General features: G+C 64.4%; 10 protein-coding genes and 1 pseudogene. 6 read left to right on the plus strand and 5 right to left on the minus strand.

The window, feature by feature from the left end; all coding sequences use genetic code 11:
* The first annotated feature begins 164 nt into the window (after positions 1–164).
* A complete protein-coding gene (locus AYJ57_RS25945) occupies positions 165–1,382 on the plus strand; it encodes a hypothetical protein (RefSeq protein ID WP_157374243.1) in 1,218 nt (405 codons plus the stop codon).
* Positions 1,383–1,516: 134 nt separating this feature from the next.
* Here the strand turns inward: AYJ57_RS25945 and AYJ57_RS25580 are convergent.
* The 3 genes and pseudogenes from AYJ57_RS25580 to AYJ57_RS17895 form a co-directional block, all read right to left on the minus strand.
* Positions 1,517–1,765: pseudogene (locus AYJ57_RS25580) on the minus strand (alcohol dehydrogenase catalytic domain-containing protein); the annotation flags it as partial.
* A 142-nt stretch (positions 1,766–1,907) separates the two neighbouring features.
* Positions 1,908–3,707: an NAD(P)/FAD-dependent oxidoreductase gene (locus AYJ57_RS17890; protein WP_066109170.1), complete on the minus strand. Its 1,800-nt coding sequence runs from the start codon at positions 3,705–3,707 to the stop codon at positions 1,908–1,910.
* 139 nt (positions 3,708–3,846) lie between these two features.
* A complete protein-coding gene (locus tag AYJ57_RS17895; protein ID WP_066109173.1) occupies positions 3,847–5,577 on the minus strand; it encodes a sigma-54-dependent Fis family transcriptional regulator in 1,731 nt (576 codons plus the stop codon).
* Between the two features lie 216 nt (positions 5,578–5,793).
* Here AYJ57_RS17895 and AYJ57_RS17900 point away from each other — a divergent pair, with 216 nt between their 5' ends.
* From AYJ57_RS17900 to AYJ57_RS17915, 4 genes are read left to right on the plus strand one after another with little or no spacing between them, the layout of a single operon-like run.
* Positions 5,794–6,819: an ABC transporter permease gene (locus tag AYJ57_RS17900; RefSeq protein ID WP_066109176.1), complete on the plus strand. Its 1,026-nt coding sequence runs from the start codon at positions 5,794–5,796 to the stop codon at positions 6,817–6,819.
* The gene (locus AYJ57_RS17905) at positions 6,816–7,718 is read left to right on the plus strand and encodes an ABC transporter permease (protein WP_066109179.1); all 903 of its coding nucleotides are present in this window, start codon (positions 6,816–6,818) and stop codon (positions 7,716–7,718) included. The genes AYJ57_RS17900 and AYJ57_RS17905 overlap by 4 nt, the downstream gene beginning before the upstream one ends.
* Positions 7,719–7,723: 5 nt before the next feature.
* Positions 7,724–8,566: an ABC transporter ATP-binding protein gene (locus AYJ57_RS17910; protein ID WP_066109184.1), complete on the plus strand. Its 843-nt coding sequence runs from the start codon at positions 7,724–7,726 to the stop codon at positions 8,564–8,566.
* On the plus strand, positions 8,563–9,309 hold the full coding sequence (locus tag AYJ57_RS17915) for an ABC transporter ATP-binding protein (RefSeq protein WP_066109187.1): 747 nt from the start codon (positions 8,563–8,565) through the stop codon (positions 9,307–9,309). Before AYJ57_RS17910 ends, AYJ57_RS17915 begins: the two co-directional genes overlap by 4 nt.
* A 242-nt stretch (positions 9,310–9,551) precedes the next feature.
* On the opposite strand, the gene AYJ57_RS17920 is transcribed toward AYJ57_RS17915, so the two are convergent.
* Together AYJ57_RS17920 and AYJ57_RS17925 are read right to left on the minus strand one after the other, a co-directional pair.
* Positions 9,552–11,141: an ABC transporter substrate-binding protein gene (locus tag AYJ57_RS17920; protein ID WP_066109190.1), complete on the minus strand. Its 1,590-nt coding sequence runs from the start codon at positions 11,139–11,141 to the stop codon at positions 9,552–9,554.
* 37 nt (positions 11,142–11,178) lie between these two features.
* Positions 11,179–12,327, minus strand: a complete 1,149-nt coding sequence (locus AYJ57_RS17925) for a mandelate racemase family protein (protein ID WP_066109193.1) — start codon at positions 12,325–12,327, stop codon at positions 11,179–11,181.
* Between the two features lie 211 nt (positions 12,328–12,538).
* Between AYJ57_RS17925 and AYJ57_RS17930 the strand changes: the two genes are divergently transcribed.
* Positions 12,539–13,300: a FadR/GntR family transcriptional regulator gene (locus AYJ57_RS17930; RefSeq protein WP_083191353.1), complete on the plus strand. Its 762-nt coding sequence runs from the start codon at positions 12,539–12,541 to the stop codon at positions 13,298–13,300.
* The last annotated feature ends 83 nt before the right edge of the window (positions 13,301–13,383 follow it).

The raw sequence follows: 13,383 nt of genomic DNA on the forward strand, positions 1-13,383 counted from the left end.
ACATTCGCCTTCGACGGCACGCCGGCCTACATGGAGTTAGTTGAGGGAAAGACGATCCTTTAATCCTCGGAGCAGTAGGAGCACAGGCTTGACGCATCCTCCAGATAGCCAGAACGTGCGCGAGATCGCTTAACCAGTTCGAGGGCCCTTTGCCGTACACAGACTTGAAAGCCCAGCTGCTCCCCCTGCTCCAAGCAGCGGCGAAGAATGCTGACGCTCATTCCATGCTGTGGATGGGCGTTACAGATGAAGAAGAACTGTCAAAGAGCGATCCGTACTTTTCAGCTCTTGGTCTTGCACTTTTGGGCGCTGAGGAACTTGCCATTTTCCGCAAGGGAAATGTCCAGTATCTACCTAATAGCTCCAGCTCCACCAGCATTTGGCACCTGACCAAATGGATGATTGAGCGCACGCGCTTTTGCCGCAGCGCCGAGACAGCCCTAGATGATTTGTTTGCCTACCTCGCGAACCCGGAAATGGTTGTGCATCACGTGCAGCCAATCGCTCAGGTCGAAGTTGCAGGGCTTGATGAACCCTACGAATTTCCGAACGGTGTCATGCTTCGCCATTCTGGCGGTGTGCCCAATGCCACCTTGGCCTTTCAGCTCACGCGCTGGTCATACGGCGTGCCAGCGCCGCGCTATCACTTCGCCCTGACGAAAGAACACCTGTACCCGGTCCCTATAGGGAAAGCTCGTCTAGAAGGTGATCGTGAATTCTTTTGGTCATGGGAAGAGTTGCAAAGTTCCAGCCAACAGCTCGAAGACGTTGCCCTTTGCCTCGGGCTGGCATCGGACGTTAAGGAAGGGGTGTTTGGCGGTCCGAAAACAATCGTTCCAGACACGCGCATTCCGTTCGCCACCGATTGGGGTGCTTGGGATCTTGAACGCCTCGCCGCCCCGAATTTCATGGTCTCTCTGGCGCCAGTAGAGGTCCACAATGCGGCCCGTCTCGCGGGGTATCTGGACTGCCTCGAACCAACGGATGCGGATCGGATAAGAGTCCCATTGCGGCACCTGAACCTGTTCGGCGCACGCCTGCCGCTTGTCGAAAAAGCCATACATCTGCGCGTCGCGCTCGAAACAAGTTTCCTATCGAAAGACAACGGTCCCGGATTAGCTGACCGCATCGCGCTCCGCGCAGCAATCGTCACGGGCAGCAATCTGGAAGAGCGGCGCGAGATCAAGCAGGCTGTCAAGAAAGCCTATGACCTAGCGTCCGGCGCTGTCCACAAAGGCAGCCTGAAGGAAACAGAAAGCCCCCGGCTGACCGCCGCAGCAGAGATCTGCCAGAAAGCACTACAGCTCTTCCTTGTGTATGGCGGATTGCCGAACGATTGGTTCGAGATCGACACGGAAGGCTTCAGGGAACGCAAAGCCTGAGCGTTCCGGCGCGTCATCAAGTAAGCATATCGAGCGGCTGTCAACGGCGGAGCAAAAACCGGCCAGGGGGCGACGAACCCGCCATGCCCAGCGGAGAGGCCGACGAAGCCCAGCTGGTCGCACAGATTGTACTTCCCCTCTAGGCACGCCGGGCAACTACCACAGGCAAAGATCGGCTCGATGGCGACACGATCACCCGGAGCCAGCCCGGTCACGCCATCGCCCAGTTCGGTCACCACGCCGCAATACTCATGGCCCATGGTGATCGGCGCCTGATCGTGGCTGAGCGGATGGTCCTCACCCACTGGCACGAAGATCGGACCGGCAAGGTACTCTTGCAGGAAGCTGCCGCAGATACCTGTCCAGGCGCCCTTCACCTTCACCTCGTCAGGCCCGGGACGGGTTCGGGCACACCCTCGGGTCGGATATGCTTCATGCCGTATCAACGTGCTGCTTTCGTGGGGCTTTCTCCGAGCCCTGAAAGGGATTGCGCCCGGCCTGGGAGGGAGCCGGGCGCGAAATGCATCACGCCAGGTGATGCACCTCCTGCAGGCCGTAGACGGGGGTGTCCAAGCCCTCCATCCGGGCCTTCAGTTGCAGGGCAAGGTAGAGGGAATAGTGCCGCGACTGGTGCAGGTTGCCGCCATGGAACCACAGGTTTTCCTGCTGGGTCGGCTTCCACATGTTGCGTTGCTCGCCCTCCCAGGGACCGGGATCCTTGGTGGTGTCGGACCCGAGGCCCCAGACCTTGCCCACCTTGTCGGCGACCTCCTGACTGATGAGTTCCGCGGCCCAACCGTTCATCGAACCGTACCCTGTGGCCATGACCACAAGATCGGCCTCGAGCCGGGTGCCATCCGACAGCACCACCGCGGTCTCGTCGAAGTGGTCGACCTGGCCTTTCACCAGCTTCACCTCGCCGTCGATGATCAACTGGCTGGCGCCGACGTCGATGTAGTAGCCCGAGCCACGGCGCAGGTACTTCATGAACAGCCCCGAGCCGTCGTCGCCCCAGTCGAGATCGAACCCGGCTTTTTCCAGCCCGGCATAGAAGTCGGCGTCGCGCTCGCGCATCTGGTCATAGAGCGGGATCTGGAACTCGTGCATGATCTTGTAGGGCAGGGAGGCGAAGATCATGTCGGCCTTTTCGGTGGTGACACCGTTCGCGACCGCCTCTTCCGAATAAAGCGCACCGAGACCGATCTCCATCAGGCTGTCCGAGCGCACGATGTGTGTCGAGGAGCGCTGCACCATGGTGACATCGGCATCCGCCTCCCAGAGCGCGGCGCAGATGTCATGGGCGGAGTTGTTCGACCCGACCACGACCACCTTCTTACCGCTCCAGGCATCCGGACCGCCGTGCTGCGAAGAGTGCTGGATGGTGCCTTTGAAGCTGTCCATACCCGGGAACTGCGGCAGGTTCGGCTTGCCCGACATGCCGGTGGCGAGCACCAGCTGCGTCGGCTTCAGCACCACCTTCTCGCCGTCGCGGTCGACCTCCACGGTCCAGGTCCCCGAGGCCTCGTCGAAGCTGGCCTTCTCGACCGCGGAGCGGGTCCAGTAGTTGATCTCCATGACCTTGGTGTACATCTCGAGCCAGTCACCGACCTTGTCCTTGGGGGTGAACACCGGCCAGTTGTCGGGGAACTTGATGTAGGGCAGGTGGTCGTACCAAATCGGATCATGCAGGCAGAGCGACTTGTACCGGCTGCGCCACTGGTCGCCGGGACGGTCGTGCTTGTCGAGAACGATGGTCGGCACGCCGAGCTGCCGCAACCGCGCGCCGAGCGCGATGCCGCCCTGACCGCCGCCGACGATCACCGTATAGGGCTGTGTGTCATAGCCGAGCGAGGCTTCCTCTGCCTCGCGGCGCTCCTTCCAGCTGCTGCGGTTCTTCTGCGCGCCATGCTCGGCGCCCATCGGGCGGCGCGTGCCGCGGTTCTCCTCGAAGCCCTTGAGTTCCTGCAGCGCGGTGAGAAACGTCCAGATCCGGTCATCCTTCAATCGCATCAGGCCCCAGCCGCGTCCGGCGGCCGTCTCGAAGGTGATCCACGCGGTGATCACGCCGCCGTCCTCGGAAGGCACCTCGCCCGGCTGAATTTGGAAATTGCCGGGACGGGTCTGCGTGAGCTGCTGGCCGAGCATGTCGGCGACCCCCGCAGGGCCCTCGACCGTCTTGAGGTTCCAGCTGACCGAGATCAGATCGCGCCAATAGCTGTCGGTGGCAAACAGGGCCGCTGCGGCGGCGACGTCGCCTTCCTCCAGGGCGGCGTTGAGCCGGTCGAGCACCTCCTGCGTGCGGCTCACGGTGGTTGAATCGAGCATCGCGTCTCCTCCTCTGCGCGTTGTTCTGCGAGGAGTATCGCGGGAGGCTGGCGCGGCGTTCTACGGCAGGTTGCCTCGGACTGTGCGAAAAATGGGCGCCGCGCTGCGGCATGTTGCGTGCGCAACGGCGCGCAACAGCTCAGCTTGGGGGCTGCAGGCCGGCTTTGCGCAGGCGCCGCAGGACCGTAGAGCGATTGACGCCGAGGCGGCGCGCGGCGCGGGCCATGTTCCAGCCGCAGGCCTCCATCACCTGCTCAAGCTGCTCCTCGGCATCCGGCGGTTCGGGCAGGCTGTCGACCGGCGCAGGCAGGTCGGGCAGGTCGATCACCCGGCCGTCACAGAGCGCAATGGCCACGTCGAGCACCTGCTCCAGTTCGCGCAGGTTTCCGGGCCACGAGCGGCCGAGCAGCGCCGCACGGGCCGAGGGCGACAGCCGCATGTCCTCGGGGGCGCGCCGATGCAGGACCCGGTCGAGCAGCCAGCCGAGATCGCGGCGCTGGCGCAGCGACGGCAGCCGGAGGGTCGCGCCTGCCAGCCGGTGGAACAGCGGGCCGGGCAATGCCAGGGCGGCGGGGTCGGCGCAGGTTGTCACGATCGGGCGCAGGCAAGGACCACCATCCAGAACGGCGGTCAGCGTCGGTGCCGTGTCGGCGGGCAAGTCCTCGATGCGGCGCAGCACGAGGGTAGTGGGGCCGGTCAGTGTTGCGGTGGCCTCTCGCAGAACGTCGGGCGACAGCCCGGCGCAGTCGAGAGACAGGAAGCCATTGGCGGTGCCGACCATGTGGATCGCATGGGCCAGCTTGGTCTTGCCGGTCCCGGTGGCACCGGTGATCAGCAAGGGCACCGAGGTGCGGGCCAGCTTTGCCGCCTGCGCCAGCAGTTGCGCCATCGCCGGGTCTTCTCCGGCAAGTCCCGCGAGAGGGCCGCCGCGGCGGCTGCTGCGCGGTGCGATGCGCGGCGCCTGCGGCGCGATGGCATGGCCGAAGAGCGCGCCGCCGTCACGCATCTCGATGATCCGCTCTTCTGTGGGACGGTCGCGCATCAGGTCGGGCAGATCGTCGACGCTCAGCCCCAGCACCTCGTCGACGCGCCGCCCGATCACTTCGCCGCCGTCTGGGAACAGGCGCCGGGCGGCCCGAGTGTAACCGAGTACGCGACCGCCGCCATCAAGGCGAACGGCAGCCTCGGGATCGACGTCGAGGAATTCCGGGCTGGCCGACAGGCGCAGCACCCAATCGCGGCGACTTTCGGCCATCAGGTTCGCCATCTCCACGCGCCGCGCGGCATTGGTCACGAGGCTCATGGCAAGGTTCTGGCTGCGCTTGGGGGTCGGCGAGCGCAGCAAGGAGATGTCAAGCACCGCTGCAAGCCCGCCGAGACTGTCGAAGATCGGCGCGGCGGTGCAGCTGAGCGTGGTATGCGCATTGCCGAAATGGTCGTCCTGATGCACCGTCACCGGTTCTTGCGTGACGATGCAGGCGCCGACGCCGCAGGTGCCGGCAAGGTTTTCGGACCAGTTTGAGCCAAGGTAGAGCCCGGCTGCCCGCAGATCATCGACGAAGAGATCATCGCCGAAGAAGTCGACGCAGACGCCCTTGGCATCGGTGAGCAGCAGCACGTAGTTCTGCCCCGCGACCTGCCGGAACAGGCTCTGCAGGCTGGACCGCGCGGCACCGATCATCCATTCCGCCTGCTTGCGATGGTCGCGAAGCTCGCTCTCGGTCACGATGTAAGCGGGGTCGCGGCGCATGGGGTCCATGCCGTAAAGCTCGACGCATCTCCGCCAAGAGGCTGAAACGAACCCGTCTCGGCCGGTCTGAGAGCCTCCCAAGACCTGCTCGATCTCCTCGACGTGTCGCCGTTCGCTCATGATGCCACCCTCTTGGCGACAGATCCTAACACGAGCGCAGCCTGTCGAAGTACAGACTTTCGTGGATGCCACCGAGCGCTGTCCTGCCGCAAAGCACCTCAGGCACCTTTGTGTCAGGGGATAGAGCATCCTTGACAAAGACAATCCTGTATAACAGGTTTGTCGCACATCATGGGCGCTTGCCGTCCTGTGCCGGATCAAGGAGGAGGAGCTGGCATGACCTACGACACCCGCCGCAGATGGGCGGCGCTGGCCGGGCAGGGGGGATCTGTTCTCGTCACGCTATTCGGCCTACTGATCCTGACTTTCGTGATCGGGCGCATCATGCCCACCGACCCGGTCCGCGCCATCGTCGGGGAGGACGCGACGCGCGAAGTCTACGAGACGGTGTACCGCCAACTTGGCCTCGACCGGCCGATGTGGGAGCAGTTCTTCGTCTACCTGCGCGATGTGGCTACATTTGATTTTGGGACCTCGATCCGCACCGGCCAGCCGGTTCTTCAGGACATCCTCCACGTGCTGCCCGCGACCATCGAGCTCGCGACCTTCGCCATCCTTTTCGGGGCTGGTGTCGGCATCCCGCTCGGTGTGCTCGCGGCGGTGAAGAAGGACCGCTGGCAAGACCAATTGATCCGCGTGTTCAGCTTGATGGGCCACTCGATGCCGATCTTCTGGACCGGGATGATCGCGCTACTGATCTTCTACGCGGGCCTTGGCTGGGTCGGCGGTTCGGGCCGGATGAGCCAATTCTACATCGGCATGGTGCCCGAGACGACCAACTTCCTGCTGATCGACAGCATCATGGCAGGGGAGTGGGACGTCTTCCGCTCGGCGCTCAACCACATTGTGTTGCCGGCCTCGCTGCTCGGCTATTCGTCCTCAGCGTATATCACCCGGATGACCCGCAGCTTCATGCTCGACCAGCTTGGACAGGAATATGTGACCACCGCGCGGGTCAAGGGCCTCAGCCGCCGCCAGACCGTTTGGCGTCATGCCTTTGGCAACATCCGCGTGCAGCTGGTGACCATCGTGGCGCTCGCCTACGGCGCGTTGCTCGAGGGCGCTGTGCTCATTGAGACGGTCTTCGCTTGGCCCGGTTTTGGCCAATACCTGACCTCTAACCTGCTGATCGGCGACATGAACGCGGTGATGACCTGCGTGCTGATCGTCGGCGTGATTTTCATCGCGCTGAACATCCTGTCCGACCTGCTGTACCGCATCTTCGACCCGAGGACCCGATGACCATGTCCGAGACCACTGCCGCGGCCGAGACCCGCCGCCGGATGCCGCAATCGCTGATCGCCGCCGGGAACATCCTGCGCTTCCTTGCCAAGACCCCGACTTCGGCCTTCGGCCTGCTGGTGCTGGCGGCGCTGATCCTCACCGCGCTGTTTGCGCCACTCATCGCGACGCATGATCCCTACATGCAGGACCTTACGAACACGCTGGCACCCCCGGGCGGCGGGCACTTCTTCGGCACCGATGAGCTCGGACGGGACATCTTTTCGCGCCTCGTGCACGGCTCGCGCATCACGCTGACGATCATCTTTCTCGTGACCATCGTGGTCGGCCCGCTGGGGCTGTTGGTGGGCACGGTGGCGGGCTACTTCGGCGGCAAGACCGACGTGGTGCTGATGCGGGTGACCGACATCTTCCTGTCGTTCCCCTCGCTGATCCTGTCGCTGGCCTTCGTCGCGGCGCTGGGGCCGAGCCTCAACAATGCGATCATCGCCATCTCGCTCACCGCCTGGCCGCCGATCGCGCGGCTGGCGCGGGCCGAGACCATGACCTTCCGCAGCGCCGACTATATCGCGGCGGCGCGGCTGCAGGGCGCTAGCCCGGCGCGGATCATCTGGAAGAGCATCGTGCCTATGTGCCTTCCCTCGGTACTCATCCGCCTGACGCTGAACATGGCAACGGTGATCCTCACGGCGGCGGGGCTGGGTTTTCTCGGGCTCGGGGCACAGCCGCCGATGCCGGAATGGGGCGCGATGATTGCCACCGGGCGGCGCTACATGATCGACAGCTGGTGGCTGGTGACCTTCCCCGGCCTCGCAATCCTGTCGGTGAGCTTGGCGTTCAACCTGCTGGGCGACGGGTTGCGCGACGCACTTGACCCAAAACAGATGACGAAGAGGTGAGAGCCATGACCAGCGATCCCATCCTCGATATTCGCAATCTGTCGCTGCGCTATCCTGGTGCCGACGAGCCAGCGGTCCGCGGCGTCAGCTTCACCCTCGGGCGCGAGCGGCTCGGCATCGTCGGCGAGAGCGGCTCGGGCAAGTCAACCGTCGGCCGCGCAATCATGAAACTGCTTCCCGACGCTGAGATGCGCGCCGACGCCATGCGCTTCGAAGAGGTCGACCTGCTGAACGCCTCGGAGGCGCAAATGCTGAAGCTGCGCGGCGCGCGGATGTCGATGATCCTGCAGGATCCCAAGTATTCGCTGAACCCGATCCGCCGCTGCGGTGACCAGGTGGCCGAGGCCTACCGCACCCATGTGCGCTGCTCGAAGGCGGCGGCGCGCGGAAAGGCAGTGGCAATGCTGGCGGCGGTGCAGATCCGCGATCCCGAGCGGGTCTACGATCTCTACCCGCATGAAGTCTCGGGCGGAATGGGTCAGCGCATCATGATCGCCATGATGCTGCTTACCGATCCCGATCTGGTGATCGCCGACGAGCCGACCTCGGCGCTCGACGTCACGGTGCGGCTGCAGGTGCTGAAGATCCTCGACGATCTGGTAAAAGAGCGGGGCATCGGGCTGATCATGATCAGCCACGACCTCAACCTCGTGCGCAACTTCTGCGACCGGGTGCTGATCATGTACGCGGGCCGGGTGGTCGAGACGCTGGATGCGCGCGATCTCGATCTTGCGACGCATCCTTACACGCGCGGGCTTCTGGCCGCGCAGCCGCGCATCGGCGGGGCGCGCGCGCCGCTGCCAGTGCTGCAGCGCGACCCGAGTTGGACCAAGGAGGCCCTCGCATGAAACCGCTGAGCATTGAGAAAATGTCGATCCGCTTCGGCGCGGTAACGATCCTGCCCGAGGTGAGCTTCGAGGTGGCACCCGGGGAATGCTTCGGGCTCGTCGGCGAGAGCGGCTCGGGCAAATCGACGGTGCTGCGCTGCGCCTCGATGTTGCTGGGCAACTGGCACGGCGATGCCAGGGTCGGCGGCCGATCGGTGCGCGAGATGGACCTGATGGAGCGGTGCCGCACTCTGCAGATGGTGTTCCAGGACCCCTACGGTTCGCTCCACCCGCGCCATTCGGTGCGCACCACGCTGTCGGAACCGCTGAAGATCCACCGGCTCGGCGATACCGAGTGCCGGCTCGCGCAGGCAATGCGAGACGTTGGCCTGCCGGTGGAGTTCCTCGATCGCTACCCGCACCAGCTGTCGGGCGGGCAACGCCAGCGCGTTGCGATCGCCCGTGCGCTGATCCTCGAGCCCGAAGTCCTGCTGCTCGACGAGCCGACCTCGGCGCTCGATGTCTCGGTGCAGGCAGAGATCCTCAATCTTTTGGTTCGGCTGCGCGAGGAGAAGGGGTTCACCTACGTCATGGTCAGCCACGATCTCGCGGTGATCGACCACATGTGCGACCGCTTTGCGGTGATGAAGGCCGGGGACATCGTTGAGGTGCTGCCGCGCGAGGCGATCCTCGACGGATCGGCCCGGCACCCCTACGCGCAGGAGCTGATTGCAGCCAGCCTTGCCTACGAGGGCGCGGCGTAGGGCATCTTTAACGACAGTACGACACCCCCTCCCTGCCGCGTGGCAGGGAGGGGTTTTTCGTTGGGCAATGGCAGTTCCTTGTCGGTTCCGATGACCAGTCCAGGCCGAATGGGCGAGGGAGCTTAGGCAAAGGCACTGATCCGCCCGGAACAAAGGCGAAGCCTGCTGGCCAGCCAACAGCCGACACACAAAAAGGGCGCATCCCGTGGGATGCGCCCTCTGCGTCTCCTATGGTTTGCCGCTTAGCGCGACTTCACCACGTCTTCGAAGCGCGACACCCAAGGGTCGATGATCACCCCCGATACGTCGTCCTGAAAGGCCGCGGTGACCACCCGTTCCGAAAACGGCTGGATCGAGGTCACCTTCTCGTCGATCATCTGCTGAATCTGCTCGTACTGGGCGATCTGCGCGTCGGCGTCGCGCTCCACCAGCGCGCTCTCGATCAGCCCGTTCAACTCGGTGTCCTGATAAGAGGTGCGCCAGCTCTGGTAGTTGGTCAGCCCCGCCTCGTCGCTGTTGTCGGGGTTGTAGACCAGCGCGCGCAAGTTGCTGTCGGGGTGCGGCTGCTGGCCGCCGCCGCCGCGCCCGACCAAGAGCTCGAACTGCCGCTCGCGCATGGCGCCATAAATCTGGCCGCCATCGCCGGTGATGATCTCGGCATTGATCCCGGCCTGTGCCAGCGTGCCCTGAATGGCAGTGGCGCTGTCGAGGAACTGCTGGGTCGAAATCACCCGCAGAGTGGTGTCGAACCCGTCGGGGAAGCCCGCCTCGGCGAGCAATGCCTTGGCCTTTTCCACGTCGAGCGCGTAGCCCGGATCGGGCAGGGCCGAAAAGGCGCTGCTGTTGATCACTCGCTGCCGCTCGACACCGAAATAGGGCATGATTGCGCCGTTGATGCCTTTGTAGTCAATGAGGTAGCGCAGCGCCTCGCGCACCTTGGGATTGGCGAACTTCTCGTCGGCGGTAGAGGCGGCAAGGTAGTAAAAGCCGGCGCTCGGCACGGTCTCGACGGTGATCGTCTCGTCCTTTTCCAGCGCGCGCAGGTCGGGCGCGGCAAGGCTGAAGCCCACATCGATGTCGCCCTGCTGCAGGCCGAGCCGCTGGCTCTGGCTTTCTGGCAGGTGGCGCATCAGTACGCGCTTCATCGCGGGTGCGTCACCCCAGAAGTCGTCGTTCCGCGTGAGGATCACGTATTCATTGGCCCGCCACTGGCCGAGGGTGAAAGCCCCCGAGCCTGCCGAATTGTTGGTCAGCCAGGCCTGTCCCTGATCGTCGCCCGCATGTTCCTCGACCAGCCGGCTGTCGAGGATCGAGCCGACGCCCGCCTGCGAGATATACATCAGGATCATCTTGGGATCGCCCGCCTCCGGCATCACCATCCGGAACGTGTGATCGTCGATCACCTGAAACTGCTCATCCGCCCCGTCGGCGGTGAAGCCGCGCGAGTTGAGGCCCGAGGATTGCGACTGGCCAAGGGCCATCACCCGGTCAAAACTGTACTTCACATCCGCTGCCGTCACCGGGTTGCCAGAGGCAAAGGTGGCATCGGAGCGCAGGTGGAAGGTGATGCTGAGGTTGTCCTCGCCGATCTCCCAGCTCTCCGCGAGACGCGGCATGAGCGCTTTGGTCTCGGGGTCGAGCTCGACCAGCGCGTCGTAGACGTTGTTGAGCACCTGCACCGCCTCACCGCCAGTAATCGCGGCGGGATCCATGGTCAGCACGTTGGTCATGGTGAAAGCGACGATCAGCTGGTCTTCGGGGGTTTCGGCCAGCACTGGGCTGGCCCCCGCCAGCAGCGCCGAAAGCGCCACGCCCGTTAGGAAATGTCTCATAGGTTCTCCTCCCAAAGCTCTAGAGACCCGCGCCAGTTCAGCAGACGCGGTTGTTTTCAATGAGGTCAAAATTGATGTCCTCGCCCAGACCGGGGCGGTCCGGGACATGGACATAGCCGTCGCGATCCATCGGGTCGGACAGCGTGTTGAGATAGTCGAGCCCGTCGTCGTATTCGAGGAACGGGTGCAGCAGCCCGCGCTCGTACCACTTGCAGTTCTTAGCGGCGGCGACGACATGCAGGTTCATCGCGGTATTCCCATGCACCTCGCATTCCATGCCGAAGGCTTCGGCCAGATGCATGGTCTTCAACGCCGGGGTGATGCCACCGACATCGTTTACCCCGGTGCGCAGGATGTCGCACGCGCCTGAGGTAATCCATTCGGCGCGGTGCCAGTGCTTGCCCGCGGCGCTTTCCGGGCCGACCACAGGAATGTCGAGGTTCTCGGCCAGCCAGCGGTAGGAGGACATGGACTGCTCGTCCATCGGTTCCTCGATCCAGGCAAACCCGAGCTTTTCCAGCCCGCGGCCCAGTTCCAGCGCCTCGGTCCGCTTGTACCAGTGGAAGGCGTCGATCATCAGCGCGATGTCGGGGCCCACGGCCTCGCGGACGGCGGCGCAGGCCTTGAGGTCCATCTTCACGTCCGGCGCCCAGCTGACGGGGGGCATCCAGGTGTGCAGCTTGATGCCCTTGTAGCCGCGCGCCACCAGCGCCTCGGCGAAGCGGCCGTAATCCTCGGGCGTGGCGAGTCCGCCCTCGATCTCGTCGCCGCACATGATCGAGCCATAAGCCAGTACCTTGTCACGGTAGCCACCGATCAGCTTGTAGACAGGCTGGTCCAGCGTGCGCCCGGCGAGATCCCAGAGCGCGCAATCGATCACCGCCAAAGTCCGGTCGGTAAGCTGTGCTGCCGATCCGCGCTGCCAGTGTGCCAGATCCTGCCACAGCCGCTCGCGGTCACGGTGGTCCTGCCCGATCAGCACCTTCTTGACGTACTTGTCGATGACATGCGGGCGCGCCACCTCGGGCGGGCAGAAGGAATGGCCCTCGATTCCGTCCTCGCTGCGGATGGTGACAATGGCCTGCTGCACCTCGTGCTCGGGGCCGGGGTGGGCGTGGCCCGCGCTGTCGGAGTGACGGCGGGTCTTGTGCCGGAACACGCGCACGGACACGTCGGTGATGATCACGGGTGGTCTCCTCCTCTCCGCAGGCAGGAACGCCAAGCGGCAATCTGTATAACAGGAAGGTATGACATGTACCCTTGGCGGGTCAACGGTTTTTCCGGACCATTCCGCGGTCGAGTGATTGATATATCCGAAATATGGACGATTTTTCTGGCGTCCCGATCCCTGGTGCGGCTAGACTTCCTGTTGTACAGAAATCCGCAGGCGCGAACCTATGACCGACACGAATGCTCTTCTCTCGCCCACCGGGCAGGCCGCTGAGCCGTCGCCCGCGCGCACCCGTGCTGAGCTGATCGCCGCCGGGCTGCGGCGCGAGATTGAGACTGGGCGCTTTCGTCCCGGCGACCGCCTGCCCAGCGAATCCGAGCTCACGCGCATCCACTCTGTCAGCCGTACCGTCGTACGCGAGGCGCTTGGCCTGCTGCGGTCCGAGGGGCTGGTGGAAGCGCGCAAGGGTTCTGGGGTTTTCGCGCTCGATCCGGTGCAGGCGCGGCGGGCTCAGCCGTTCGCCGATCTCGACATGGAGCGGCTCTCGGGGGTGATCGAACTGTTCGAGCTGCGTTCGGCCTTCGAGATCCGCGCCGCTGGGCTCGCTGCCGCGCGGCGCTCGGCGCAGCAGATCGAGGCGATCCTCGCGGCCAATGCCGCCGTCTCAAAAGCCTTCGAGGAAGGCGGCAACACCCGCGAAGCAGACTTCGCCTTCCATTACGCCATCGCGCAGGCCACGCAGAACAAGCGGTTTCCCGAGTTTCTTGCTCTGATCCGCCCCGGCATCGTGCCCCGGGTCGAACTGGAGGCCGGCAAGAGCGGTACGCCGCGTGCCTACAAGCCGAACCCCGATCTTGTGCAGGAGCACGCGCGTATCGTCGATGCGATCATCGACGGCGCGCCCGAGGCGGCGGAAGCAGCGATGAAGGCGCACCTCGAGGGCAGTCTCGCGCGCTATCGCGGCCTCTTGCGCGGCGGCGCGGCCTGACCCCACGCTGGGCTAGCCGGAGGCACCGCGGAGGATTATCCTTCGAGTGCTTGGCTGGGCCACCCGAAAGGAGACCGACACCA

Source organism: Salipiger sp. CCB-MM3 (assembly GCF_001687105.1).
GTDB lineage: Bacteria > Pseudomonadota > Alphaproteobacteria > Rhodobacterales > Rhodobacteraceae > Salipiger.